This is a genomic window from Brevibacillus borstelensis, from assembly GCF_036700025.1.
GTDB lineage: Bacteria > Bacillota > Bacilli > Brevibacillales > Brevibacillaceae > Brevibacillus > Brevibacillus borstelensis.
Genome location: NZ_CP144922.1, coordinates 1,908,002 through 1,932,376, shown reverse-complemented (window position 1 = coordinate 1,932,376; position 24,375 = coordinate 1,908,002). Strand labels below are relative to the sequence as shown.

The 24,375-nt window shown below is 53.2% G+C and carries 26 protein-coding genes; 13 read left to right on the top strand and 13 right to left on the bottom strand.

Going from position 1 to position 24,375, the window contains the following annotated elements; all coding sequences use genetic code 11:
- The first annotated feature begins 309 nt into the window (after nt 1-309).
- From V5G20_RS08795 to V5G20_RS08780, 4 genes are all read left to right on the top strand, one after another.
- Nucleotides 310-3,423 carry a penicillin-binding protein 1A gene (locus V5G20_RS08795; RefSeq protein ID WP_024982863.1) on the top strand — a complete coding sequence of 1,038 codons (3,114 nt, stop codon included), beginning with the start codon at nt 310-312 and terminating at the stop codon, nt 3,421-3,423.
- A gap of 86 nt (nt 3,424-3,509) precedes the next feature.
- Nucleotides 3,510-4,142, top strand: coding sequence for a hypothetical protein (locus tag V5G20_RS08790; RefSeq protein WP_003389176.1), 633 nt, complete (start codon nt 3,510-3,512; stop codon nt 4,140-4,142).
- Between the two features lie 70 nt (nt 4,143-4,212).
- Nucleotides 4,213-4,857, top strand: a complete 645-nt coding sequence (locus V5G20_RS08785; RefSeq protein WP_003389175.1) for a CBS and ACT domain-containing protein — start codon at nt 4,213-4,215, stop codon at nt 4,855-4,857.
- Entirely contained in the window at nt 4,854-6,011 is a 1,158-nt protein-coding gene (locus V5G20_RS08780; protein ID WP_227277969.1) for an acetoin utilization protein AcuC, read from the top strand. The genes V5G20_RS08785 and V5G20_RS08780 overlap by 4 nt, the downstream gene beginning before the upstream one ends.
- A gap of 93 nt (nt 6,012-6,104) precedes the next feature.
- On the opposite strand, the gene V5G20_RS08775 is transcribed toward V5G20_RS08780, so the two are convergent.
- The 5 genes from V5G20_RS08775 to V5G20_RS08755 form a co-directional block, all read right to left on the bottom strand.
- Nucleotides 6,105-7,034, bottom strand: coding sequence for a 5'-methylthioadenosine/adenosylhomocysteine nucleosidase (locus V5G20_RS08775; RefSeq protein WP_024982865.1), 930 nt, complete (start codon nt 7,032-7,034; stop codon nt 6,105-6,107).
- A gap of 32 nt (nt 7,035-7,066) precedes the next feature.
- On the bottom strand, nt 7,067-8,086 hold the full coding sequence (gene ccpA, locus V5G20_RS08770) for a catabolite control protein A (protein ID WP_024982866.1): 1,020 nt from the start codon (nt 8,084-8,086) through the stop codon (nt 7,067-7,069).
- A 114-nt stretch (nt 8,087-8,200) separates the two neighbouring features.
- Nucleotides 8,201-8,509, bottom strand: a complete 309-nt coding sequence (locus tag V5G20_RS08765; protein WP_003389170.1) for a metal-sensitive transcriptional regulator — start codon at nt 8,507-8,509, stop codon at nt 8,201-8,203.
- Nucleotides 8,510-8,594: 85 nt separating this feature from the next.
- Nucleotides 8,595-8,834 carry a DUF3951 domain-containing protein gene (locus tag V5G20_RS08760; protein WP_003389169.1) on the bottom strand — a complete coding sequence of 80 codons (240 nt, stop codon included), beginning with the start codon at nt 8,832-8,834 and terminating at the stop codon, nt 8,595-8,597.
- 154 nt (nt 8,835-8,988) lie between these two features.
- Entirely contained in the window at nt 8,989-10,086 is a 1,098-nt protein-coding gene (locus V5G20_RS08755; RefSeq protein WP_003389168.1) for a bifunctional 3-deoxy-7-phosphoheptulonate synthase/chorismate mutase, read from the bottom strand.
- A gap of 261 nt (nt 10,087-10,347) precedes the next feature.
- Here V5G20_RS08755 and V5G20_RS08750 point away from each other — a divergent pair, with 261 nt between their 5' ends.
- Nucleotides 10,348-12,528 carry a cell division protein FtsA gene (locus V5G20_RS08750; protein WP_338463347.1) on the top strand — a complete coding sequence of 727 codons (2,181 nt, stop codon included), beginning with the start codon at nt 10,348-10,350 and terminating at the stop codon, nt 12,526-12,528.
- A 66-nt stretch (nt 12,529-12,594) separates the two neighbouring features.
- Here the strand turns inward: V5G20_RS08750 and ytxJ are convergent, their stop codons facing one another.
- The 3 genes from ytxJ to V5G20_RS08735 all read right to left on the bottom strand — a co-directional run bounded on the left by ytxJ (nt 12,595) and on the right by V5G20_RS08735 (nt 14,036).
- On the bottom strand, nt 12,595-12,921 hold the full coding sequence (gene ytxJ, locus V5G20_RS08745; RefSeq protein ID WP_003389166.1) for a bacillithiol system redox-active protein YtxJ: 327 nt from the start codon (nt 12,919-12,921) through the stop codon (nt 12,595-12,597).
- A gap of 191 nt (nt 12,922-13,112) precedes the next feature.
- Complete coding sequence (locus tag V5G20_RS08740; RefSeq protein WP_024982868.1) at nt 13,113-13,511, bottom strand: hypothetical protein; 399 nt, start codon at nt 13,509-13,511, stop codon at nt 13,113-13,115.
- 288 nt (nt 13,512-13,799) lie between these two features.
- Nucleotides 13,800-14,036 (bottom strand): hypothetical protein, encoded by a 237-nt coding sequence (locus tag V5G20_RS08735; protein ID WP_003389164.1) that lies wholly within the window; start codon nt 14,034-14,036, stop codon nt 13,800-13,802.
- A gap of 173 nt (nt 14,037-14,209) precedes the next feature.
- On the opposite strand from V5G20_RS08735, the gene V5G20_RS08730 reads away from it, so the two are divergent.
- A complete protein-coding gene (locus tag V5G20_RS08730; protein WP_024982869.1) occupies nt 14,210-14,305 on the top strand; it encodes a YjcZ family sporulation protein in 96 nt (31 codons plus the stop codon).
- A gap of 224 nt (nt 14,306-14,529) precedes the next feature.
- Complete coding sequence (locus V5G20_RS08725) at nt 14,530-15,642, top strand: aminopeptidase (protein ID WP_003389162.1); 1,113 nt, start codon at nt 14,530-14,532, stop codon at nt 15,640-15,642.
- A gap of 97 nt (nt 15,643-15,739) precedes the next feature.
- Here the strand turns inward: V5G20_RS08725 and V5G20_RS08720 are convergent, their stop codons facing one another.
- Nucleotides 15,740-16,276: a PadR family transcriptional regulator gene (locus V5G20_RS08720; RefSeq protein ID WP_003389161.1), complete on the bottom strand. Its 537-nt coding sequence runs from the start codon at nt 16,274-16,276 to the stop codon at nt 15,740-15,742.
- A 276-nt stretch (nt 16,277-16,552) separates the two neighbouring features.
- Here V5G20_RS08720 and V5G20_RS08715 point away from each other — a divergent pair, with 276 nt between their 5' ends.
- Nucleotides 16,553-17,131, top strand: a complete 579-nt coding sequence (locus V5G20_RS08715) for a S1C family serine protease (protein ID WP_003389160.1) — start codon at nt 16,553-16,555, stop codon at nt 17,129-17,131.
- Here the strand turns inward: V5G20_RS08715 and V5G20_RS08710 are convergent.
- The gene (locus V5G20_RS08710) at nt 17,082-18,194 is read right to left on the bottom strand and encodes a YheC/YheD family protein (RefSeq protein WP_003389159.1); all 1,113 of its coding nucleotides are present in this window, start codon (nt 18,192-18,194) and stop codon (nt 17,082-17,084) included. The two genes, V5G20_RS08715 and V5G20_RS08710, sit on opposite strands and share 50 nt — an antisense overlap.
- Before the next feature lie 207 nt (nt 18,195-18,401).
- Between V5G20_RS08710 and V5G20_RS08705 the strand changes: the two genes are divergently transcribed.
- The 3 genes from V5G20_RS08705 (at nt 18,402) to V5G20_RS08695 (ending at nt 20,643) form a co-directional block, all read left to right on the top strand.
- Nucleotides 18,402-18,746, top strand: coding sequence for a winged helix-turn-helix transcriptional regulator (locus tag V5G20_RS08705; RefSeq protein ID WP_003389158.1), 345 nt, complete (start codon nt 18,402-18,404; stop codon nt 18,744-18,746).
- Nucleotides 18,747-18,898: 152 nt separating this feature from the next.
- Entirely contained in the window at nt 18,899-20,347 is a 1,449-nt protein-coding gene (locus V5G20_RS08700; RefSeq protein ID WP_171506898.1) for a recombinase family protein, read from the top strand.
- Nucleotides 20,284-20,643, top strand: coding sequence for a S1C family serine protease (locus V5G20_RS08695; RefSeq protein WP_269320786.1), 360 nt, complete (start codon nt 20,284-20,286; stop codon nt 20,641-20,643). Before V5G20_RS08700 ends, V5G20_RS08695 begins: the two co-directional genes overlap by 64 nt.
- Nucleotides 20,644-20,723: 80 nt before the next feature.
- Here V5G20_RS08695 and V5G20_RS08690 read toward each other — a convergent pair whose 3' ends face one another.
- Together V5G20_RS08690 and V5G20_RS08685 are read right to left on the bottom strand one after the other, a co-directional pair.
- Nucleotides 20,724-20,870 (bottom strand): hypothetical protein, encoded by a 147-nt coding sequence (locus tag V5G20_RS08690; RefSeq protein ID WP_003389155.1) that lies wholly within the window; start codon nt 20,868-20,870, stop codon nt 20,724-20,726.
- A 63-nt stretch (nt 20,871-20,933) separates the two neighbouring features.
- Complete coding sequence (locus V5G20_RS08685; RefSeq protein ID WP_003389154.1) at nt 20,934-21,215, bottom strand: DUF2325 domain-containing protein; 282 nt, start codon at nt 21,213-21,215, stop codon at nt 20,934-20,936.
- Nucleotides 21,216-21,457: 242 nt separating this feature from the next.
- On the opposite strand from V5G20_RS08685, the gene V5G20_RS08680 reads away from it, so the two are divergent.
- Both V5G20_RS08680 and V5G20_RS08675 read left to right on the top strand, forming a co-directional pair.
- A complete protein-coding gene (locus V5G20_RS08680; protein ID WP_003389153.1) occupies nt 21,458-22,060 on the top strand; it encodes an IMEF encapsulin system ferritin-like cargo protein in 603 nt (200 codons plus the stop codon).
- Nucleotides 22,061-22,113: 53 nt separating this feature from the next.
- Nucleotides 22,114-22,962: a family 1 encapsulin nanocompartment shell protein gene (locus V5G20_RS08675; RefSeq protein ID WP_327956267.1), complete on the top strand. Its 849-nt coding sequence runs from the start codon at nt 22,114-22,116 to the stop codon at nt 22,960-22,962.
- Between the two features lie 86 nt (nt 22,963-23,048).
- Here the strand turns inward: V5G20_RS08675 and V5G20_RS08670 are convergent, their stop codons facing one another.
- Nucleotides 23,049-24,248, bottom strand: a complete 1,200-nt coding sequence (locus tag V5G20_RS08670; protein ID WP_172920707.1) for a PLP-dependent aminotransferase family protein — start codon at nt 24,246-24,248, stop codon at nt 23,049-23,051.
- Between the last annotated feature and the right edge of the window lie 127 nt (nt 24,249-24,375).

Genomic DNA, 24,375 nt, shown 5'->3' with positions numbered 1-24,375 from the left:
GCACCGTCCGGCATAACCGGCAAGCTCCCGACGTGTAATTCGCAACGTGCAAGGGGCTGATTTTCACCGACCACCAGCTCTCTGCAGGAATCGGCCCGAATCCTCCGCCACTTTCGTCCGGCTGATCCATGCCACTTTCCCTTTCATCCGCTTGTCACTTGCTACTGTCGCCGTTCGACGCTGTTTTGCATTTTACTCGCAAAAAATTATAAGGCTATTTTGGCATAACGCCCCGACGGTGTCAACTCAGACCTGCTATCCTCGCGGTTCCTCCTATGGTATAATCAGGATGCTAGGGGGTCGTAGATCATGTCGAACAACCACACTTCTTCCTCTGAATCGACAAAGAAAAAACGCCGACGAGGCCGCAGACGAATGGTGACGCTGATCGTCTCGGGCCTGTTTCTCTTAGGACTCATGGGTGGCGTTTTGGCAGGAGGAATTCTGGCAGGCTACGTTGCCGCCCTTGTGAAGGACGAGCCTGTACGCAGCAAAGCAGAGTTGGCCGAGAAAATTTTCACCAACTATTTGACCGGCTTTGCCTACTACAATGACGGTACGCTGATCGGTCCGCTCCGTGCAGCCGAGGGCGACCGGCGTTTGGTGAAAAAGTCGGAAGTATCGCCTCATCTGATCAATGCGGTCATTGCGACGGAAGACAAAAATTTCTTTCACCACAAAGGAGTGGTCTTGCAATCCACGCTGCGGGGAGCCTATCAGGACTTTACCAACCAGCCGGTCGTAACCGGAGGCAGCACGCTCACCCAACAGCTGGTCAAAAACACGATCCTCTCCCAGGAAGTAAGCCATTCCCGGAAGGTTCGCGAAATCTTCACCGCGATCCGCATCGAGCGCATGTTTTCCAAGGATCAGATTCTGGAAGCCTACCTGAATGAAATCTATCTCGGCAAAAACGTGAACGGCTCTGTTGTTTACGGCGTTCAGGCAGCTGCCAAAGGGATTTTCAACAAGGATGTGAAGGACCTCGATTTGGCAGAGGCCTCTTACCTGGCGGGAATGATTCAAAACCCCGGGATGTATACACCGTTTACGAGCGAAGGATACCAGCGCGGCAAGGACCGCCAGAAAATGGTGCTCGAGCGCATGCAGGAGAACGGCTACATAACACAGGCACAGTTCGACGAGGCCCTCAAGACTGATCTCACTCCCCGCCTGGCCGCGCCCACAAAGCAGGCCTACAGGGAGGTCCCGTTCCTGATGATGGACATCGAGGAACGCGCAGCACGGGCACTGGTGGATGCCGATCTGAAAGAAAAAGGGCGCGACAAGGAAACAGTCGGCCGCAATGAATACCGCCAGTTGGTCGAAGAAAAACGGCGCGACATCCTGACACGGGGCTACAAGGTATATACCACGATTCACAAGGATGTATACAAGTTCATGCAGCAAATCGCAGCCGATCCGAAAAATTTCGGCCAAAACCGGACCTACACCATCCGCCGTTCCAACGGGAAGACAGAAAAGATTGAAAACGCGCTGGAAGAAGTGGGTGCAATGCTCATCCACAACAAAACCGGCGCCATTCTGGGGATGATCGGGGGGCGCGACTTCAAGGTAGAGCAGACCAATCACGCGACTGCTCCGCGTCAACCGGGGTCGGCGATGAAGCCTTTGGCTGCCTATGCCCCCGCCTTTGAGCTGGGAATCCTGCAGCCTGGATCACCGATCGACGACTCGCCGCTCGTCCTCGCTGACGGGCGCAACGGATCGCACATGCCCATGAACTGGAACAACAAATACCAGGGCGTGGTAAGCGCCAGAGAAGCGCTGCGCCAATCGTGGAATATCCCGGCGATCAAGACTTACCTGAAAGTCGGAATCCCGACCGCTCTGGAGTACGTAAAAAAAATGGGCGTAACCACACTGGTGGAAAATGACAATTACGCAGCCACCGGGGTTATCGGCGGTCTGAGCTACGGTTTGACCGTCGAAGAAATTACCAATGCTTATGCTACCTTTGCGAATCACGGTTCGTTTGTCGATGCCTACCTCATCGACCGGATCGAGGACAGCCAGGGCAAAATCGTCTATCGTCACGAAAGCCAGCCCGTGCAGGTGTACAGTGAACAAACAGCATACCTGATCACTGATATGCTCCGCACCGTCGTCAATGCCGGGACGGGCAACCACATTCGCAAATACGTGCCGCGCAAGGTAGATGTAGCAGGCAAGACGGGAACGACCAACAATTCCAATGACCTCTGGTTTGTCGGGTATACCCCTGAGGTCTCCTTGGGCGTATGGGTCGGCTACGATGAGCCGTATCCGATGCCTGACAAGGACAAGTACGTGCCGATGGTCGTCTGGGGCAAAATCATTAAAGAAATCGGCGAAAAGTATCCCGAGCTGTCGCCGCCGGATGCCACTTTCAAAAAACCGGCCGGGATCGTCAGCGCTACGATAGACAGCAAGTCGGGCCTTTTGCCGAGCGAGCTGTCGAAAGAAGCCGGGCATCTGATAACCGATCTGTTTAATCGCCAGTTTGTCCCGACAAAAGTGGACGATGCCCATCAACGGGCACGAATCGTTGAATACAACAATGTCCGCTATCTGGCCAAGGAAGGGACGCCGGACGATTTCGTGACAGAAGGAATTTTCTTCCGTTCACCAGACCCGGCACCAGACGGCAAGCAAGTGCTCGAGGTCACGGACAAGAACAGGAAGACTTCAGCCAAGCCGCCGGATTGGGATCAGCGGCTGCCTGAGAAAGAAGACCCCCGGACGGAAACGGGTGGTCCGCCCGCTCCGCCGAGCAACGTCAAGGCTTCCAAATCGGGCAATCAGACGGTTCTCAGCTGGCAATCCGGCGGAGAAGCTGATCTCCTCGGCTATCGGGTCTATCGGGCCGATCCGCAAGTGGGCTTCGTGCAGATCGCTACCGTCAAGGATCCTGCAATCGTTACCTATACAGACGCAGGCGGCAGCGGCTTGAACGGGTACTACATCACAGCTGTGGATATCAGCGGACAAGAATCATCGCCTTCTGCGATCGCTTCTGCCGACTCCTCTGCCGGTACATGGGAGGTTCCCGTGCCGCCAAACGGTATCGGACAGCCTGATGCTATTCCGCCGGATGTACAGGTACCGCCAACCGGCGAGACGAACGAAGGCAATGGTGGCCAGCAGCCTTCCAATGCTCCGCCCTCTGCTCCCCAATCCTTGACGATGTCAACCTCGTCCGATGGTTGGAAGCTGCAATGGAAGGCAAACCGCAGCAGTGAACAGGTCATTGCCTACAACGTGTACTACAGTCCCGATCCTGCGAGCGGATTCCTTTTGATCGACACGGTGACGGGTACCAGCTATATCAACAAATCCGGAGATGTGGCCGGCTCATACTATGTCACAGCCGTAAATAGTTACGGAGAATCGTCACAATCCAACAGCGTAACAGCGAACTAAACTGAATACAGCTAGAGATGAGAAACACACAACAGAGATGGTAGCTTGCTTGCCATCTCTGTTTTCCTACTACGGGAGGTGACCGAATGGAACACATCAAGAGATACTACTCCAAGCATGTCGCAATAAACGGCAAAAGCCTGCTGGTGGAGGGCCCCGTTCCAGCGGATCGTTTGGCGGCTATGCGATTTGACGATGGCCTGAAGGCGTTTCGGATACCGGAAGAACAGCACAAAGCGCTGGTGGAGATCGCGGCACTGCCTGAAGGTCGCATCGTACTCGTCCGGGACGGGGATCTCGTGCTCGGTTATGCTACCTTTCTCTATCCGGACCCGATGGAGAGGTGGTCCCAGGCCAGGCTCCCTGATCTGCTGGAGCTCGGAGCGATTGAAGTGAGCCAGAGCATCCGTGCGGGAGGCGTGGCCAAAGCCCTGCTGGAGGTGGCTTTCTCGGATGACGCGTTGGAGGATTATATCGTCATTACGACGGAGTACTACTGGCATTGGGATTTGAAAGGAACCGGCCTAGATGTGTGGCAGTACCGTAAAGTGATGGAGAAAGTGATGGGCAGCGCCGGAATGGTCTGGATGGCTACGGATGATCCGGAAATCTGCTCGCATCCGGCAAACTGTTTGATGGCCCGCATCGGCAAGCGCGTCCCGCCGGAGAGCGTGGCTGCCTTTGACGCCATGCGGTTTCAGAATCGTTTCTTATTTTAGCTCCTGGCATCACTGCTTTACGAGATTCTGTCAGCTTTGATCTCAATTACGAATGGAGAGATAATCTTTCATGCGTATCGAAAGCATTATGCGTAGACAGGTCATCACCGCAAGTCCGACGACCACGATCGGCGAAGCCTTGCAGCTGCTCCGTGAAAATAAGATTCGACACCTGCCCGTAGTAGAACAGGAACGTCTCGTCGGCATTCTTTCCGACCGCGACCTGCGGGAAGCCCTCCCTTCCATTCTGTTGCCGAAAAAAGACGACGAGACCATTTTTGGCAAGCCCGTTTCCGAGATTATGAAGCGCCAGGTCCTCACTGCCCATCCGCTGGATTTCATCGAGGATGCGGCCGTGCAGATCTACGAATCCAAAGTTGGGTCGCTTCCCGTCGTGGAAGGAAACCGCTTGGTTGGCATCATCACGGAATCGGATTTGTTCAACAGCTTGATCGAGCTTTTTGGCGTAAACAAGCCGAGCTCGCACATCGAGGTGGAGGTGGACGACCGCGTGGGAATGCTTGCGGAAGTAAGCCAGGTGTTCCGGGAAGCCCAGGTCAATGTATCCAGCATCGTCGTTTTCCCCGGGTCCAAGCCGGCGAAGAAAAGTCTCGTCTTTCGCGCTCAAACCATTGACCCCCGCCCGATCGTCCAAAAGCTGCGCGACCATGGCTTCACCGTCATCGCGCCCGGGGAAGGAGGGACCAGCCATTGAGCCGCAACGCTCGTCTGATCTACTCTCCGGACTACACCCAGTATTACTTCAATGATGAACACCCTTTCAACCAGCGCCGTCTTCTGTTGACCCATGATCTGATGAGCGCTTATGGCTTACTGACTGACGCCGATATCCTGCCTCCGCGGATGGCCACGGATGATGAACTGGCGCTGGTGCACGACCGGCGCTACATCGATTTTGTTCGCGACCAGGGACATAGCGACAAAGAACTGCCTGCAGCAGCCAGCTATGGTCTGGGGACGGAGGATGTTCCCTGTTTTCCGCAAATGCATGAAGCTTCCGCCCGGATCGTCGGCGGTACGCTGCAAGCGGTAGACGCTGTCATGACCGGCCGTGCCGAGCATGCGTTCAATCCCGCTGGCGGTCTGCACCACGCTTTCCGCGGCCGGGCTTCCGGGTTTTGCATCTACAACGACTGCTCCGTGGCAATCGCTTATATGCGCAAGCATTGGAATGCGCGCGTCCTCTATATCGACACGGACGCCCATCATGGCGACGGGGTGCAATGGGCTTTTTACGACGATCCCAACGTCCTGACCGTCTCGATTCACGAAACGGGAAAGTACTTGTTTCCCGGTACCGGCAACCTGACGGAACGCGGAGATGGAAGCGGATACGGCTATTCGGTAAACGTCCCTTTGGATGCGTTTACAGAGGACGATTCGTTCCTCGATGTTTATCGGGATTTGCTTCCGAAGCTGGCCAGAGGCTTTCAACCGGATGTCATTCTGACACAAAACGGCTGTGACGCCCATGCTTACGATCCGCTTACGCACCTTTCCTGCTCCATGAGGATTTATCAGGAAATCCCGCGTCTGGCCCATCAACTCGCCCATGAGTATTGCGACGGAAAATGGATCGCAGTCGGCGGCGGCGGCTATGATATCTGGCGGGTCGTTCCCAGGGCCTGGACCTTGTTGTGGAGCGAGATGAGCGATCAACCACTTGCAGACGGGCCTTTGCCGGTTAATTGGCTTGCCCGCTGGCAACCTCTGAGTGAAAAAAAGCTTCCGGACAGGCTGTTCGACACCCCGTTTCCGCCGATCCCCCGCCGAGCCGAAATCACCGAGAAAAATCGGGTGACGCTGGAGAGAGCCAAAATGTACGCGCCGATCACAGATGGAGACTGAATTTGACCAAATCGCAAGAATAATGAGGAATTTTACCTTCGCATATACAAAAAACCGGCCTCTCAGAGACCGGTTTTTTCACTGTCGAAACGATTATGAACGTCCGTCCACCAATTTTTCCAGCTCTGCTGGCTGGAAGCCTTTTACTGCCTTGTCCCCGACTACGGTGACCGGCACTCCCATGAAGCCAAAACGTTCTACTTCCTCCTGGAACGTCCGGCTGGTCATGACATCGCGCACCTCAAAGGCAATTCCCTTCGCGGTCAGCCAATTTTTCACCATATCGCAGTCGATGCAGTTTTTCGTCGAGTACACAATGACTGCGGGTGTCATCGCTCTCAGCATACGCTGGACCATAGAGTAGGAGCGCTCGGATGCTAGCTTGGTAAACTCCGGAAAATTGACGTGTGCAGAGCCATCTGCCTTATCCGACATCGACCGAACGACGACAAAGGGAATGCCGTTCATCGAGCATACTTGTCCGACCGCAGCCCCCTCCATCTCGGTGCAATGGGCAGCAAACTGCTGATGGAGCTGCTGTACCTTTTCGCGGTCGGCCACGAACTGGTCGCCGGAGAGGATACGGCCGGTCGTGACTTGAACACCGGCTTCGAGCTCCTTGCCCGCTTTGACTGCCAGCTGGATCAAGCCCGGGTCTGCCTCCCAGACGGATTTCTCCGTAAACGGAATTTGCCCTGGCGCAAACCCGAGCGGCGTCACATCGATATCATGCTGGATACAGTCTGTCGAAACGACAATGTCGCCGATGTTCAGCTCCGGATGCAGCGCGCCCGCTACCCCGGTAAAAATGACGCTGTCCACCTTGTACTGGTCGATCAGGATTTGCGTGGTAACAGCAGCGTTTACTTTTCCCACGCCTGATTTGCACAGGACGATTGTACTGCCTTCCCATTCGCCTTCGTAATATGTGATCCCCGCCTTTTCAGAAGCAGTCGTCCCTGTCATGTTCTCCATGTACAAGGCGATTTCTTCATCCATGGCGCCGATTATTCCGATTCTCATTGCTGTCCTCCTCTTGCTGCAGTGATGCAGCCTTAGCTCGTAGCGGTCACTCGCGGCCTGGTGCTTTCCCGATACTCAATCCGGTGCGGCAGCAAAACGACATGCTCGTCGACTTGTTCGTTGTTCATGTATTTGGTGAGCAGTCGCATCGCAACGGCACCGATATCATACATCGGCTGTACGACCGAGGTCAGGCGAGGACGCACCATTTCGACCAATCGAATGTTGTCGTGACCGATCACCTCGAGGTCTTCGGGAACGTTCAGGCCGGCATCCTGCGCCGCGTGAATTGCCCCGATGGCCATCTCATCGTTGGCCGCAAACACAGCCGTAGGCCGTTTCTCCAGTGTGAGGAATTGGCCTGTTGCCTGCAAGCCGGACTCATAAAACAGATTGCCTTGCGTGACCAATGCGTCATCAACCGGCAGACCCGCATCTTCGAGCGCACGCTTGTAGCCCTGATAGCGCATCAAGCCGCCAAGCGGGTCGTTCATCGGCCCGGTAATCATGGCGATCCGCTCATGTCCGTGGTCGATCAATTCCTTGGTGGCATCGTAAGCAGCCTGGAAGTGATCGATCGTGACCGAAGGCAGCGTGTTGTCGGCGTCTCTCGTAGCTGCCAGCACCGTAGGGACGGAGGAAGAAGTCAGAGCTTGCAGGTGATCCTCTTTAATCTCCGCTCCCATGAACAACAACCCGTCCACCTGCTTTTCCAACAGGGTGTTGATCAATTGAAGCTCTTTCTCCAGGCGCTGGTCAGAGTTGCACAAAATAATATTGTATTTGTACATCGTCGCGATGTCTTCGATCCCGCGTGCCAATTCGGAAAAGAACAAACTGGAGATATCCGGAATGATGACACCGACCGTAGTTGTCTTCTTGCTCGCCAAACCGCGTGCGACTGCATTGGGACGGTATCCGAGGCGCTCAATGGCAGCCAAGACCTTTTTCCTTGTCAGCGGTTTTACGTTCGGATTTCCGTTAACGACTCGGGACACTGTCGCCATGGAGACCCCTGCTTCCCGAGCCACGTCATAGATAGTTACCGGCATCACACACCCTCACTTTCCCCATTTTATGGTTTTCATAGTGTTTTCATAAATGTATGCACCTATGATACGACAAGCCGTGTCCGGTTGCAATTGTTTTCCGGACACGGCTCCCCGTCATTTCATCAATTTATTCATCGTTTTCAAAAGCTCGTCGATCACTTCGTTGTCGCCTTGTTGGATCCGCTCCATGACACAGCTTTTCATGTGCCCTTCCAGCAGTATTTTTCCGACGGCATTCAGCGCAGATTGAACGGCGGCGATCTGGTTGAGGATATCGTCGCAGTAGACATCCTTTTCCACCATGCCGCGAATGCCGCGAACCTGTCCCTCAACTCTGTTCAGACGGGAGATCATATTTGCCTTGATCTTGTCTGCCCGCGGCGTCGACCGCTCTGACGAACAGCAATGGCCCTGCTCACTCATAAACATGCTCCTTCCCCCGAAGTCCATCTGTTATGTTTTAGCTTACTGGTTGCGAGGTTTTTCGTCAAATGAAAGGATGTCCCAGCTACACCCGGAACCGCCTGGAACGTTCATTTTTATCGAAGCCGTCTCCCTGACCGGCGTGTTCTTCCTGCTCTTCCTTTTCCTCATGAAACTCCACGTTCGTCTGGCCGGCAATATAATCAAACGGGGTGTAGCTGTGAGAAATGCTTTGCTTGCGGACAAATGCCTTGTAGCCGGCTATAGCGAGAGATGCGAGAATCAAAAGCGTAAAAACAATCATGGCTGCATTCATTGCAAGCATTTCTCGTCCCCCCTTTGTTTCTCTTAGTTATACGCTTTTTTAGCGGGGAGGTTTCCATTATAGCTGCTTTCGAGCGTGTCGGCTTTCAAAAAGAGCTTTCCCGCAATCGGGAAAGCTCTTTTGGTGCATCCAGTTTCAGTTATCCGCTTGCGGTTTATCTTTCTACGGCAATCTTTGCTTCCTTATATAATCCCGAAGCAAGCAATTGATCCACGATTTCGTTGAACTGCGGAATGTTGACCTGCTGCTTGGCGTCGGAGAGGGCCACATCCGGGTCAGGATGGACTTCCAGCATGACACCGTCTGCTCCCACAGCGAGACCTGCCTTGGCCGTAGGGAGGAGCAGATCGCGGCGGCCGGTAGAGTGAGTGACGTCTACGAAAACAGGAAGATGCGTCTCCTGCTTCAAAAGCGGCACTGCGGAGATGTCCAGCGTGTTGCGGGTCGCTTTTTCGTACGTGCGAATACCGCGTTCGCAGAGCATGACTTGGGTATTGCCTTCGGACAAGATGTACTCGGCAGCGTAGATAAATTCCTCGATCGTCGCAGACAAGCCGCGCTTCAGCAAAACCGGATGATTGAGGCGTCCCACAGCTTTCAGCAGCTCGAAGTTTTGCATGTTGCGGGCGCCGATCTGGATCACGTCGATGTATTTGGTTGCCATCTCCAGGTCGGCAGGCGTCACGATCTCGCTGATGGTGACGAGGTTGAATTCGTCGCCGATGCGCTTGAGAATCTGCAGGCCTTCTTCGCCCAGGCCTTGGAAGTCGTAAGGCGATGTGCGAGGCTTGAACGCGCCGCCGCGCAATACGCGAAGTCCCCGTTTGACGTGGTTTTCCGCCACTGCCCGGACTTGCTCATAGCTTTCGACCGAACACGGTCCGGCGATCAGAAGCGGTTCGCCTCCGCCAAACTCTACTCCTTTGATGGTAAGTACGGTGTCCTCCGGCTGCTTCTTGCGGCTCACAAGCAGGACTTTCTTGTTGTCGTCCTTTTGCAAGTCGAGGGAAGCCTGGAAAATCTGTTTGAAGAGGTGACGGATGGTATTGTCGGTAAAAGGTCCGTTGTTGTTTTCCACCAGCAGGTTCAACATTTCGCGCTCGCGCTCCGGATCAAAACGATTGATCCCCTGCTTCAGCTTTTCCTTCCCCAAGTCTTGGACAAGAGCTGCCCGTTTGTTGATTAAGGCGAGAATCTCCAGGTTGATCTCGTCTATCTGTTTGCGCATGGTTTCGATTGGATCATGTGCCATTCGTCTCCACTCTCCTCTTCTCTTCTAGTTTGTAGGCTTTTTGAAATAAATTAGGCTTATTATAATGGATCGAAACCCCTTTGTCAGCAGTTTAGCGCCAAAAAGCGCGAAAGTAAATTGTAAAGTATTTTATAGCGTTTTCAAAATTTTCTTGTAGGAATAAGAAGATTCCTTGATTCGACAGGATTCTCCCCGTTTCGAGTCGAATAACATACACATTCATTTCCCGGAATTTCCACCGGTAAGAGGAGTGACATCCCATTGTCAGACCATGAACAATCATCGTCAGAAGAGCTGATTTTTGCTTTGGATATCGGAACCCGCAGCGTAGTAGGGCTGATCGTGGAACCCTGTGGAGAACAATTTCGCGTGATTGACTGCACCGTCCGCGAGCACGACGAACGCTCGATGCTGGACGGTCAAATACACGATGTGATCGCCGTTTCCAAAGTCATCGGAAAAATAAAAGAAGAGTTGGAAATAAAGCACGGGCCGCTCAAGCGGGTAGCTGTCGCTGCGGCGGGCCGCTCGCTTCGGACAAAGCGCGTGAGGATGGACATTCATCTGTCGCGTCACGCAGCCATTGCCCGTGACGATGTCCTGACATTGGAGTTTTCCGCCGTACAGGAGGCACAGGCACAGTTGGCCCAGGAGCTGAACGAACAGGACGTGACTCGCTATTACTGTGTCGGGTACAGCGTGGTCAATTACTTTCTGGATGGAGAATTGATCGGCAACCTGATCGACCAGCGCGGTGAAACAGCCAGTGCAGACGTGATTGCGACGTTTTTGCCACGTGTCGTCGTGGATTCTCTGCTGGCTGCCTTGAACCGCTGCGGACTGGACATGCAGGCGCTCACGCTGGAGCCGATCGCTGCCATCAACGTCCTCATCCCGGTCACTATGCGCAGGCTGAACATCGCGCTTGTCGACATCGGCGCCGGCACATCTGACGTCGCCTTGACCGAGGAGGGAGCGATTACCGCGTACGGGATGGTGCCCGTCGCCGGTGACGAAATTACCGATGCTCTCATGAACGCATTCCTGCTCGACTTCCCGATGGCCGAGGAAGTAAAGCGCGCCCTCACCGGCTCCGAGATGATTACGTTCACGGATATTCTCGGACTTGAACAGACGCTGCCGAGCGAAGAGATCGTAAAAGCAATCGACAAGGAGATCAACCATCTCGCCGGAAAAATCGCGATGAAGATCCTCGAGCTCAACGGCAAGCCTCCGCAAGCCGTGATGCTGATCGGCGGCGGCAGCCTGACACCCAAGCTGACGGAACGGGTCGCAGAGGCACTCGGGCTGCCGGCAGCGCGAGTCGCGGTCAGAGGAGCGGATGCCATCCGCCAATTTGTCGGCGAGCATCCGCTGCTGAACGGACCGGAATTCGTAACGCCAGTAGGGATTGCGGTCGCTGCACAGCGGCATCCGGTGAAGTACGTAACCGTCACCGTCAACGACAGTCCCATCCGCATCTTCGATCTGCGGAAAATGACCGTCGGTGACGCTTTGATCGCTGCCGGTCTGGATATTCGCCGTCTGCATGGCCGTCCGGGAATGGCGATCACCCTGACCGTCAACGGCCGGATGAAGATGATCCCCGGCGGGCATGGAACCGCTCCTGTCATCATGAAAAACGGAGAGGCTAGCGGTCTGGACGCACCGATCATGGAAGGCGACCGGATCGTGGCAGAGGCGGGATCAGACGGAGAAGACGCCAAGGCTCAAGTGATCGATTTGATGGACAAGCTGGATACGCTGGAGCTGACCGTAAACAGCCAGCCGCTTTCCTTGGGCCCAATCGCGCTGGTGAATGGCCAGCCCCATCCGCTAGACGCCGAGCTGGCTGACCGGAGCGAGGTTGTCATCCGTTTGCCGCGAACGGTAGAAGAGGTTTTGCGCGAATCCGGCATGCTTTCTGCGGCATCTGCCGACGCGGCCGCCGAAACCGTTCAATTCAGCGTAAACGGCCGTGAGTATTCCTTGTCATCCCGACAGACAGTCGTGGAGATAAACGGCAAGGCAGCTTCTCTCAGCGACTTTGTCAGACCTGGAGATGAGCTGATCTTCCGGGAGGAGCCGCTCGAGCTGCCGGCGATCCGCGACGTCATTCCGCCGGAGGAATGGGTGCAGGAGTCGATGACCGTCCACTTCAACGGCACTCCCGTATCGATCGCGCTTTCTTCCCTGTCGATTACGATGAATGGCCGCCCTGCCGAGCAGCACGAACGGGTAGAGGACGGTGCGATCATTACCGTAAAGGCGACACAGCCTGCCGCGCCCGTATTCAGCGATGTCTTCCGCTATGTTGACGTCTCGCTGGAAAAACCATCGACGGATGGCCTCACCAGGCTCGTCATGCTGATAAACGGAGAGCCCGCTTCTTTTCATAGCGAGCTGCAGGCGGGCGACAAACTGGAATTGTACTGGGAATAGCTTTTGAGAGAAACGTTTGACCGAATAGAAAAACGGGCTGGCGCCATATGCCAACCCGTTTTTGGTTTACCCGTTAATCGCTTCGGCTATCGCAGCTTTGGTGATTTTCCAGTGCGATGTGTGCCATTTGACCTGGCCGTCCTCCAGCAGAAAAATCTGCGGGGACTCGTGCGTAATCGCGAAACGCTCGGCAACGGCATTGGATACGGGACGATCCTCCCGCACGAGAATAACCGCTGACGGCACGTCCTGTTCACGCAAAAATGCTTGAAATTCCTCGTAGGCAGTCGTGCTGATCGGGCAGACCGTACTATGCTTGAACAGCAGGCGCTTGCCTGTTTCCGACACAAACTGGTCCAATTCCTCCAGGGAATGAAGCTGATTTACTGACATTGGCGTATCGCTCCTCTCATCACTCCTATGTGGTTCATAGTATACGGAAAAGAAATGCGGAAGTCCATGCTTCCGGTGCACCCGCCAGCCCACAATCGCGATGCATTCTTTCCGTATCGAAAAGCATTCTTTCCGCATTTTGAAGCGATAACAAAAAGAGCCGTCCTAGCAAACAGGACAACTCTCCACAGTCAAATCATGATTTTGGTCAAACGCTGCCGGAGCTCTCGCATCCACTCCTGATCCCCAAGCGATTGCGCAAGCAAAAACAGGTCCAACAGTTCATTTACCCGCTCTTCCAAAGCCTGCCGAACCGTAGCATCCTCTTCTTGGTTCGCAATCAATACCAGCAAATGAGAGAGTTCTGACACGTCTTCAAATTCGATGTTCTGCCGCTCCGGATACTGGCCCAGGTTCTCCATCAATTCTTTCAGGTCTTCCTTGACTACGTCGACGACCTGGGAATGGGAGCAGTGATCATTCTGACAGACTTGCACCGGTACATTCAAGATTTTGACCCTTTTCCGGTACACGACATTTCGCAGCATGATCTCCATGTCTCTCCCACAGCGGCTGCATTTCTTGTGCATGTGTTCACCTCTATCCTGCCTTATGTATGCTCCCTTACGTATTCGATTTAACAGGGTTCAATCCTGCTAAAACAGGGGTGGTACATGGTGGATAGAGTGGCAGACACAAGCAAAAGCGATGCCCCTGTAAGAGACATCGCTTTTGCCCGATCAGGGGCTGATGCTCCGGATCTTCGATGAAACCTGTTGTTGCCGCCATTTCGCCATGCCCTTCTGCGAGCATGGTCCCCCCGGCTAAACCTTTCCCCCTTTTTTCTTAGCGGCAGCGGGAAAAGTTACCTGGATTACTCAAGCGTAAATGGCGTTCACTTTTTCGCAATGGGGACAGACTGCGACTTTTCCGGAGCGTCCTGCTTCATCTTCGACCCGGTACCCGGTAATCTTTTCGGAAAAACAGAACAGACACTCCGTATTAAAATCCATATCGTATTGCGCTTTCCACACAATCGATTTGAAGTCTTCTCCCACGTTGATCAAAACGGGTTCCAAAAAATAATGGTCCATGCCGGACAAGGCTTTGCGCATGACAAATGCCATCCTTTCGTTTCGCGTCGTACTTTCGTATCCTCTAGCTTTTCCATGTTTTCAGAATAATATACTTCGGAAAAATGGGCGTTTGCCCTTGTTACGGCATTGTGCGAAAACCCATATGTTATGGATGTAAGCACTGACGCTTAACAAACAAAGGAGGATGTTTAATGAGTAGCATCTTTAACGGCAACCTTGACGACTTCACTCTGGTGTTGATCCTGTTTATCCTGTTGGTAATTGTCGGCTGCTCTTGTGACAATTAATCAGCACTAGTGGAACATAAGGGCCAATGATTGCATATATATTAGGACCGGATCCTGAATAGCGCGTTTCATACGCATGCTGCCCTGTCGACGGGTAGCTTTTTTCTTTTCTTCACGAGTTAGAAAAAAATTTTTTATCGCTTGCATAGCGGTTTCTGGCAAAGCCAGATTTTCTCATGTTACAATACTGTATGAACGCTACTGAAAGCGAGGTACACTCACCCATGAAAGATCCCCGTTTGGAAAAACTGGCCAATGTTCTGGTCAATTACTCGACCCGCGTACAAAGCGGTGAAAACGTTCTCATCTATGCCGTCGGTTCTGTTTCCGAACTGACTCGCGCCGTCATCAGGGAAGTGTATGCAGCAGGAGGCAATCCTTTCGTACAGCTGATCGATCCTACGATTCAGCGTGAACTGCTTCTTCACACCAATGAAAAGCAACTGGAAATCATGCGCGAGGCTGACGTGTCCTTCATGAAGAAGATGGACGTCTACATCGGCATTCGCGGCGGCGACAACATCAATGAATACGCTGATGTTCCCGGCGACAAGATCCAGTTGAGTTCCAGACTGCACACGCGCCCGGTACTGGATGTGCGTGTTCCTGAAACAAAATGGGTCGTCCTCCGCTACCCGAACGCTTCGATGGCCCAGTTGGCCAACATGAGCACGGCAGCCTTTGAAGATTTCTATTTCGATGTCTGCACGCTGGATTACGGAAAAATGGATAAGGCGATGGACAGCCTCGTCGAACTGATGGAGAAAACCGACAAGGTCCGCATCGTAGGTCCTGGCACCGATCTGAGCTTTTCCATCAAAGGCATTCCTGCGATCAAATGCGCCGGGGAAGCCAATATTCCGGACGGGGAAGTGTTTACCGCACCTGTTCGCGACTCTGTCAACGGCGTCATCTCCTACAATACGCCGTCTCCTTACCAAGGCTTTACATACGACAATATCAAGCTGACCTTCAAGGATGGCAAAATCGTCGAAGCGACCGCCAACGATACGAAAAAGATCAACGAAGTATTCGACACAGACGAGGGCGCCCGTTTCATCGGGGAATTTGCCATTGGCGTCAATCCTTATATCCAAAATCCGATGAAGGACATCCTGTTTGACGAAAAAATCGACGGCAGCTTCCACTTTACGCCGGGTCAAGCCTATGACGAAGCGTTTAACGGCAACAAGTCCTCCATTCACTGGGATCTGGTCTGCATCCAACGCCCTGAGTGGGGTGGCGGTGAAATCTGGTTTGATGACCGCCTGATTCGCAAGGACGGCCGTTTTGTCGTACCTGAGCTGGAGTGCCTCAATCCGGAAAACCTGAAATAAAACACGAAAAAGCGAAAGGCGTCTATACGGCCCTTTCGCTTTTTTTATTTGTTCTGAGCACGCATCATTGGGGGTCCTTCACTTGGGTTCCTGGCTTTTAAGCCATGTACGCATGCTCCTTTTTCAATAGAGCCGGCATTTTTTCTTCCAGGAAAGAAATCGTCATTTCCAGGTGATGAATCGTATATTCCCAACAAAACTTTTGATAATCGTCAAAAGTGTCCTGCAATTTCGCGTACGAGTCCCGGCTTTGCTTCAGCATGTTATGCTGAAGCTCCAGACAGCTCTCCATCAGCTCTTTCTGCTCTGCCTCGGTGCGGCTGTTTCCGAAGAAAATTTTTACCAGCATATCGGAACGAAGAACGGGCGGCAAAATTGCAGACTGAATCTCCTGGTTGAATGTCGCCTTGCCCGCTTCTGTAATCCGGTACAAAATCTTGTTCGGCTTGCCCGATTGAATGATTTCCTGCTTGGTCACATAGCCCTCTTCCTCCAGCTTGCGCAGAGCCGGATAGATCGCGCCGAAGCTGGCATCGTAGAAAAAGCCGATGCTGCTTGAAAAAGCCTGCTTTATGTCATAGCCGCTCATTTCACCATAATTCAGAAAACCGAGTATGATTGTTTTTACGTCCATCTCTCTACATCCTCCAATACCCTAAGCATCTCCATGTTTCCGCCGCGAAATCGTCAATTCTGGAAACGGAAGGTTTCCGTATATTGCGAAATCGCTTGTATTGTTCGAAATATTCTTTACCCAATTATAAGTGTTCCTTTATAAATATACCAATGCTAATTCTTTATTATATCAATTAAAAATATTGATATATCCCACTGATTATATTTGGGCGTCCCATACCTCCGCACTCGCCATAAGATGATACATACCTATCTGCTTTAGGGGGAGAGAGACGTGAAAAGTAAAAAGTGGAACAACTATGCCAGAGCCAAATACCCCGCGAGCAACAGTTTGCACCCCTTCAACTTCTTCGTTCCCATTATCGAACGGGTAAGGGACGGCGTTGTTTCCATCGTCACAGAAGATAATCATCAGACCAACAACGTAGAAGACCTGATTCGCAGTCTGGTCTCCGATGATCCGCCCTTTGCTTCCGAGCGGAGTTACGGTTCCGGCTTTCTCTTTCATCCCAAAGGGTATATCCTGACCAGCGAACACGTCATCGGAAAATCGCGCACCATCCTTGTCAAACTATACAATGGGCGTGTCTTTGAGGCGAAGCGGGTACTGGCTGATCGCGTCCGCGATTATGCTGTTATCAAGATTGATGCGGATTGCAAGCTGCATCCATTGCGGCTCGGTGACTCTTCGGAGACAAAAGTAGGTGAATGGGTCATCAGCATTGGTTCACCGCCTGTTGCTATAGCGGCAAACCGTCATGGGGGGTCTCCACCGCTTCGTTCCGGGTTTGGCTCCCGCCTCTTCAAGCCCCCGTTTTTCGACCGCCTTTCGTCTGCACCTGTCCGGAGTTGATCAGATGAAGCGCAAAGGAGACGGGGCGGGCGATCGCTTCTTCATACGTGCGCGTATCCCCCATCTGCCTGAAGATTTCCCGGCCCGGCTTGGGGTTTACTTCGATCAACCAGACTCTTCCGGCTACATCCACCCCTACGTCCAGACCAAACTCCATCATCCGCCCAAATTTTTCCTCCAGGACAGACGCTATCTCGTGGGCCATCCGGTGGCACTCCTGCTGGATAAGCTTTGTCCGCTCCGGACCGAACCGCTTGCCCACGAACGACTGGAATGAAATGGCCTTCCCCCCTCCGTGCAGATTGGAAATGGAGCTGCCCGTCTCCCCGAGGCGTACTCCAGAGCCAGTCACCTCCCACTCTCCAGCGCTGTTTTTTTGGATCAAAAGGCGTACATCAGCGACGCGGCCCGGCACCAGCGAAAGATCGAGCCCCTGCTGCACGAGAAAGTTCCCGTCTCGAATCCGCTGCTCCCGCACCCACTTTTGAATCCAGCTCTCCACGCCATCCCTGGTCGCAAAGCTAGCCTTCCGTCTTTGCAGCCGGCGATCTCTCCCCTGAATGAGGAAGTGTTTCCCTGCCTGCGAGATCTTGACGATGCTGCGTCCCCCTGTCCCATTGCCCGGTTTTACATAGACGATCGGATAGCGGTCCAGCATCGCCTTTACTTTTCCTTTCGCGTACACGTACGTCTCGGGAATCCATCTTTTGACCCGATCGTCTTTGGCCAAAAGCTCAGTCACCCTCCATTTCTTTCCAAACGGACTGTTGGCAAACTGAAACACCCCGCCATGACGCAGCCTCATGTACGCGTCTTCCCTTTTTCGGTACCGGTCAATGACGACCTCTGGCCACGGAAACAGGCGGCTTTCCCACCCGCCTCCCTTTGCCGGAACGAATCCCCTGATCTTTTTCTCAGCCGTATTCACATCCTGATGGGAAAACAGGAACGTCTCTGCCCCCATTCGCTTTCCTGCCGTCACCAGCCTTCGCAAGTACCCCGGCTCGCCAAACCGTTTCCCTTCTCTCCACGTAAGAATACCGATTACCGGTTTTTTTGACATCAAGACCCACCCTCCGTCTATGTTCTCGAATAGTCTATGTTGAAATGAAAAAAGTGGAGACCCATGGGCTGGAAACGGGCCATCGCCCTTTTTATCGCCAGCGCTTGCATAAGTCCGGACACTCTGGACAAAACAATATAGGCACCAAGTCTCATTGTGTTACTTACTTTATTCAAGTTGATATGCTACAATAAAGAGGAAAACAAGATGTACCACAGAGGTGACACCATCGTGGGTCAAGAATTTGGGAATGAACAGACGTGCCCCAAATACGAAGGAGCTATCAATATTCTCGGTAAGAGATGGACCGGTTTGATTATCAACGTGCTGTTGCGCGGGGCTGTCCGATTCAAGGATATCCGGGAAATGGTTCCGCACATGAGCGATAAAATGCTTTCCGAGCGATTGAAGGAATTGGAGGAGCAGGGCATTCTGGAACGCAAAGTGTATCCGGAAATACCCGTCCGTATCGAGTACGAGCTGACCGACAAGGGGAAGGATCTTCGGCCAGTGATCGACTCCATTCACGAATGGGGGCAAAAGTGGATGTAGCCTCCCCAACAGATCCCTCTCGCCTGCTGCGTTTTCGTCACGAATCGCAGCGGGCTTTTTATTTTCCCCGGCAAAAACTTTCAGCTGTCCAGGCATAGGAAACCCGGCCTGCTTGTAAACTCTAGCAATCCGTTATCCGGGAGGTTGATGCCATGAGGACAGCTGTGTACATTCGCGTCAGTACGGAAGAACAGGCTTCCGACGGGTTTTCCATGGCTGCTCAGAAAGAACGGCTGACTGCCTACATCAGCTCGCAGGGCTGGACGCTTTCCAACATCTATGCTGACGAGGGCTTCAGCGCCAAGGATACGAAAAGGCCGGCCCTGCAGCGAATGCTCGGCGACATTCGTTCCGGAAGCATCGATGTCGTCCTGGTCTACCGGCTGGATCGGCTCACCCGGTCTGTTCTCGACTTGTACCGGTTGCTTCAGGATTTTGAGAAATACGGTGTCCGCTTTAAAAGCTGTACAGAGGTGTACGATACGACAACAGCCATCGGCAGACTGTTTATCACACTGGTAGCCGCCCTGGCCCAGTGGGAGCGGGAAAACCTCGGAGAGCGGGTCAAATTGGGCATGGAGCAAATGGCGCGGGAACGAAAACGCCCGGGCGGTCCTCCTCCCTACGGCTACATGCTGCATCACCATCAGCTCATACCCCATCCCGAGGAAGCCAAAGTGGTCAGCCGCATGTATCAGCAATACCTTTCCGGTTATACGCCTGGCCAGATTGCAGAGAAAGCCAATCGGGACGGACATTTGGGCAAGCATGGCGGAAAATGGAGCGGCAGCACGGTGACTCGCCTGCTGCGCAATCCGGTGTACTACGGAGCGCTTCGCTGGAACTACGCGGAAGCTGGCGGACAGCAGAACAAGCGGGACGAATGGATTCTGGTTGAAGACGCCCATCCGGCGATTGTCGATCGGGAAACGTTCCTCAAGGTACAGGAACGGATGGGGCTGCGGCAGAGAACGCATCCGAGAGTCCTTTCCTCTCCGTTTGTTTTTTCCGGCTTGTTATACTGTGCCCGCTGCAAAGCCGAGATGCGCGGGAAAACAGCAGATATCCGCAAAGGCGGCGGAAAGCGGTATCGTCACATCTATTACCTGTGCAAAAACAGAGCCAACGGCATTTGTCAGGCGCCTGCACTCCGGGAAGACCGGCTGGAGGACGAGGTGCTTGGGCAGCTTTCTTCTGCACAAGAGGAAATGGGCTCGGTCTTTCGCCGCATCGTTCAGGAGAGGTGCAGGTCCTCTACAGCGGCTGCCGATGATCGCAAGCAGCTTACCAAAAAACGGCAGCGCTGGATGAAAGCGTATGAGGCAGGCGTGATTACGCTGGAGGAGCTCGCAGCAAGGCAGCAGGACTTGAGGCGGTTGGAGCAGGAGATGTCTTCGGGTGGAAATGAGGCTTTCTTTGCTCCCGGAGCAATCGACTGGCGGCAATGGACAGATTGGAAATGGATATGGCAGCAGGCTGCGCGTGAAGAACGCCGGCATTTGGCCCTGCTGTTGTTGGAGCGAGTGGAGGCAGAGGCTTGGACGACCCAAGGAAAAAAGAAGCAGCGTACGGTGAAAGTGCGGGCCATTTTTTACCGGTAACGGCAAAGATGTTTGCTCCTACAGGAACAGACGGTTCACCGCTCGGTTTGGAAAACTCCGTCACAGCGGGCATCATCAGTGCAAAAAATCGCCGTCTCCATGTCGCCAAACGAATGTATGACGAAATTTTCCAGACCGATGCCGCCATCAATCCCGGCAACAGTGGAGGTCCCTTGATCAATCTGAATGGAGAAGTCGTAGGGCTAAACGCGTTTATCATCCAGTCCAGCCAATGCCTTGGATTTGCCATCGGAATCGATGCATTGAAACAGCAGTTGGATCAATTTGTGTTTTAGAGGAAAGGTCCCGCCAAGTCCCCGGCTCCGTTCCGTCGGAGCCCTCGGCCTGGCGGAGCCAATTTCAAAGCAAAACCCCGTCACTGGGACGGGGCCTGTTTTTCAAAAGCGATCAGGTAGACATCTGTGCCTTCTTTGGTGATCTCTTCTTCCGCTGCTCGCAGATGCTGAAGCTGCTGCTCGGACAGTTTGGCAATCGGCAATTCGTCAAGCTTGTTTTGCTTCACCTTTCATTCCCCCGTTTGGTGTACATATCAGTCTGTAGTCTTTCCACAGCGGGGGGTATGTATTTATGCTCCCTGAACCAAAGCCTTCGCGATCGCCGAGCAGGAACGTTTGCAAAAGAGAATCGGCAGCTCCCTGTCCTTTGCCTGACTTTTTACGGTCTTGGCCAGATTGTGGTTGACGAAATCCGTCAGCACCAAAATCATGTGAATGCCAGTAGGGATTTTTACGCCGGTCTGGGAGTTTTTCCGCCCCGTCACATGATGAATATTGGTAAAACCCTGCTCCTCCAAAAAGTCTACAATATTTCCGAGGCGGTCTCCGCCAATGACGAGAATAGATGACATGTTTTTTCCTCCTAACCTGGTTTATCGACTTTTGTTGTGTATATCTATGGCTTTCATTTCTAATTGATAATGAATATCACTCTTATTGATAAATATTATCATTCCCATTTAGCTTTGACAATACTCTCCATGATAAGTTTTTCAGACTGACACAAACTAGGAGATACATGCAGATAAAGGTTGCCCGGTTTATTTTTCCAACGTTATAATGAAACAAATCACCTGCAAGGAGGTGGCGTCGGGTGCAAGAAATGTCACAACTGCACGCCATATTTTCTCGAACCAGGGGCTATATCGACCGCTTTGCGGAGATTATCCAGCCCATTATCGATGCTGCACAGGACGAGCATACGCGACTCTACTACCACCACATCCTGGAGGAAGAAGAACAGCGCCTCGGCCGTTTGCAGGAGCTGATTCCCTACATAGGCTCGCTCGACGAGGCAAAAAAAGCGGAACAGCTCAGCGACCGCGAACTGTCCCGCCTTTTATCCGACATCAATCTCGAACGGTTCGGCTTGCACAATTTTCGCGAGCATCTGGAGCTATCTTTGTATGAGTTCAAAGACGAGGAAACCCGCCAGCTCCTAAACAGCATGCGCGAATCCACCCAGGAGGACTACCTCCGCGTAAAGGAAATCATGGCAGCGCTAAGCGAGCGTTTCTCGGATGTGCACCGGCCTGATCTGACCGATCATGACGAGGGATACGATATCCACCAGGTGGATCATCTGAAAGCCTCCTCTTCTCCGGCAGTTGCCAATACCGGCAAGACTGCTGCCGCCCCAGCAGCCAAAACAGGCAGAAAGGGCCTGACTGTAGGCAGCTTAAAAGGCATGTTTTAAACTTTGCTTGCAGATTCCGGCAGGTAAACAGAAACGATTTGGAGGTATGTGGAATGGACAAGCTCCGCAAATATCCCGATTCCCCTTTGACTCACGATGAATGGAAGCAACTGGATGAAACCGTTGTTGATATGGCGCGACGCCAGCTGGTTGGCCGCCGCTTTCTCGATATTTACGGCCCGCTCGGTGAGGGCATTCAGACGATTACCAACGATATTTACGACGAGTCCCGCTTTGGCGGATTGAACCTGCGCGGCGAATCGCTGGAAATGACCCAGCCCAGCAAACGGGTCAGCCTGACCATTCCCATCCTGTACAAAGACTTCATGCTGTACTGGCGGGATGTGGCCCAAGCCCGGACATTGGGTATGCCGCTGGATATGAGTGCCGCTGCGAATGCGGCAGCCGGCTGCGCTCTCATGGAGGATGACCTGATCTTCAACGGCTCCCCGGGTCTGGACCTGCCGGGCTTGATGAATGTGAAGGAGCGTCTCACCCACTTGAAGAGCGACTGGATGGAGTCGGGCAATGCCTTTGCCGACATCGTGGAAGCGCGCAACAAGCTGTTGAAGATGGGACACAGCGGTCCATACGCATTGGTCGTCTCCCCTGAGCTGTACTCGCTTCTGCACCGCGTACACAAGGGAACGAATGTACTGGAAATCGAGCACGTCCGCAATCTGGTCACCGACGGCGTCTTCCAATCCCCGACCATCAAGGGCCGATCCGGCGTCCTGGTCGCAACCGGCCGTCACAACCTTGACCTGGCTATTGCGGAAGACTTCGATACGTCCTTCCTCGGAGACGAGCAAATGAACAGCCTGTTCCGCGTCTATGAGTGTGTCGTGCTCCGCATCAAGCGGCCGAGTGCGATCTGCACGTTGGAGGAAACAGAAGAATAATAACCGAGGCTGCAAAAAACAGGGTGCCCCCGTCGTCAAAGACTTCGGGACACCCTGTTTTATTCGATCCACGTATTCATTTATCGCTAGTGAGCGACTAGCTGGCTGTACTCCGCAAACGCTTTGCCCAAGCGGTTGATCGCCAGTTCGGTATGTTCCCGATCCAGCAGCGTATAGTTGAGGCGCATCGTATTCGTTTGAGGCTGGTCCGCGTAGAACGGGATACCGGGAACAAACGCGACGCCTTCCTTGACAGCCTGCGCCAGCAGCTTCTCGGAGTGTACATGCTCCGGCAGCTCTACCCAGAGGAACATTCCGCCTCTCGGTTTATTCCACTTCATGCCGCTGGTTTGACGACAGAGCAGCTCGTGCATCCACTCCATCCGCTCTTTGTACGAGTCGCGGATTTTTTGAATATGGCTTTCCAAATCAAACCGGGACAGCAGCTCATACAGAGCAAATTGGTCGATTGTGCTGGACTGCAAGTCGATTGCCTGCTTGGCTTTTACCATCATCTGAATCACCTGGCTGTCTCCAATCGCCCACCCCGTTCGAAGACCCGGAGCGACGATTTTGGAGAAGGTGCTGGTGTAGACGACAGCCGATCCGTCCGGATGCTCATCGAGAGAAAAAATGCTGCGATAAGGCGCCGCGCCGTCGAACTGGATTTCCCCGTACGGATCGTCTTCCAGAATCAAAATGTTGTTTTCCCGGCATTGTTTCAGCAGTCCCAAGCGTTTTTCCAGACTCCAAACCTTTCCTGTCGGGTTTGCAAACGTCGGAATGACATAGGCCATCTTCGGGCGATATTGTGCGATTTTTCTGGCAAGGTCCTCCATATCCATGCCTTCCGCATCTCCATCCACCGGAATAGCTCGAATGCCGCGAAATTGGAACAGTTGCACGGCCGCGAGATACGTTGGATTTTCTACCAGCACGACGTCGCCTTCGTCCAGATAGACACGGCAGAGCAAGTCGACGGCCTGCTGGGAGCCGGTAGTGATCAGCATGTTTTCTACGCCAACATTCATATGCTTTTGTTTCATGCGGGACGAAACCCATTCCCGAAGCGGAATGTACCCGTCAGTCAAGCCGTATTGCAGCGATTTTGCTCCGTGATCCAGAGCGCGATTGAAGGCTTCTCTCATTTCTTCGATTGGAAAAGAATCCTCTGCCGGCAGGCCGCCTGCCAAAGACAATACTTGATTGCCCTGTGTCAGCTTCAGGATTTCGCGCACGGCCGAGGAGCTGAGTGCGCTGGTTGCTTTGGAAAATGAATATTCCATGTTCGGTTCCCCCTAGATTTCGCTTATACCTGTTTTATCACTGCGGCCGTCATAAGTCCAATCTCACAAATCTATCGGCGGAATAGGTTTTAGCTATGTCGAGCGATGGCTCGGTCGAAATCGTCGG

Bases quoted from the DNA above. Each gene is read 5' to 3' on its own strand.
- V5G20_RS08795 (WP_024982863.1), top strand. From the start codon at position 310: ATGTCGAACAACCACACTTCTTCCTCTGAATCGACAAAGAAAAAACGC.
- V5G20_RS08790 (WP_003389176.1), top strand. From the start codon at position 3,510: ATGGAACACATCAAGAGATACTACTCCAAGCATGTCGCAATAAACGGC.
- V5G20_RS08785 (WP_003389175.1), top strand. From the start codon at position 4,213: ATGCGTATCGAAAGCATTATGCGTAGACAGGTCATCACCGCAAGTCCG.
- V5G20_RS08775 (WP_024982865.1), bottom strand. From the start codon at position 7,034: ATGAGAATCGGAATAATCGGCGCCATGGATGAAGAAATCGCCTTGTAC.
- ccpA (WP_024982866.1), bottom strand. From the start codon at position 8,086: ATGCCGGTAACTATCTATGACGTGGCTCGGGAAGCAGGGGTCTCCATG.
- V5G20_RS08765 (WP_003389170.1), bottom strand. From the start codon at position 8,509: ATGAGTGAGCAGGGCCATTGCTGTTCGTCAGAGCGGTCGACGCCGCGG.
- V5G20_RS08760 (WP_003389169.1), bottom strand. From the start codon at position 8,834: ATGCTTGCAATGAATGCAGCCATGATTGTTTTTACGCTTTTGATTCTC.
- V5G20_RS08755 (WP_003389168.1), bottom strand. From the start codon at position 10,086: ATGGCACATGATCCAATCGAAACCATGCGCAAACAGATAGACGAGATC.
- ytxJ (WP_003389166.1), bottom strand. From the start codon at position 12,921: ATGTCAGTAAATCAGCTTCATTCCCTGGAGGAATTGGACCAGTTTGTG.
- V5G20_RS08740 (WP_024982868.1), bottom strand. From the start codon at position 13,511: ATGCACAAGAAATGCAGCCGCTGTGGGAGAGACATGGAGATCATGCTG.
- V5G20_RS08735 (WP_003389164.1), bottom strand. From the start codon at position 14,036: ATGCGCAAAGCCTTGTCCGGCATGGACCATTATTTTTTGGAACCCGTT.
- V5G20_RS08730 (WP_024982869.1), top strand. From the start codon at position 14,210: ATGAGTAGCATCTTTAACGGCAACCTTGACGACTTCACTCTGGTGTTG.
- V5G20_RS08725 (WP_003389162.1), top strand. From the start codon at position 14,530: ATGAAAGATCCCCGTTTGGAAAAACTGGCCAATGTTCTGGTCAATTAC.
- V5G20_RS08720 (WP_003389161.1), bottom strand. From the start codon at position 16,276: ATGGACGTAAAAACAATCATACTCGGTTTTCTGAATTATGGTGAAATG.
- V5G20_RS08710 (WP_003389159.1), bottom strand. From the start codon at position 18,194: ATGTCAAAAAAACCGGTAATCGGTATTCTTACGTGGAGAGAAGGGAAA.
- V5G20_RS08705 (WP_003389158.1), top strand. From the start codon at position 18,402: ATGTACCACAGAGGTGACACCATCGTGGGTCAAGAATTTGGGAATGAA.
- V5G20_RS08700 (WP_171506898.1), top strand. From the start codon at position 18,899: ATGAGGACAGCTGTGTACATTCGCGTCAGTACGGAAGAACAGGCTTCC.
- V5G20_RS08685 (WP_003389154.1), bottom strand. From the start codon at position 21,215: ATGTCATCTATTCTCGTCATTGGCGGAGACCGCCTCGGAAATATTGTA.
- V5G20_RS08675 (WP_327956267.1), top strand. From the start codon at position 22,114: ATGGACAAGCTCCGCAAATATCCCGATTCCCCTTTGACTCACGATGAA.
- V5G20_RS08670 (WP_172920707.1), bottom strand. From the start codon at position 24,248: ATGGAATATTCATTTTCCAAAGCAACCAGCGCACTCAGCTCCTCGGCC.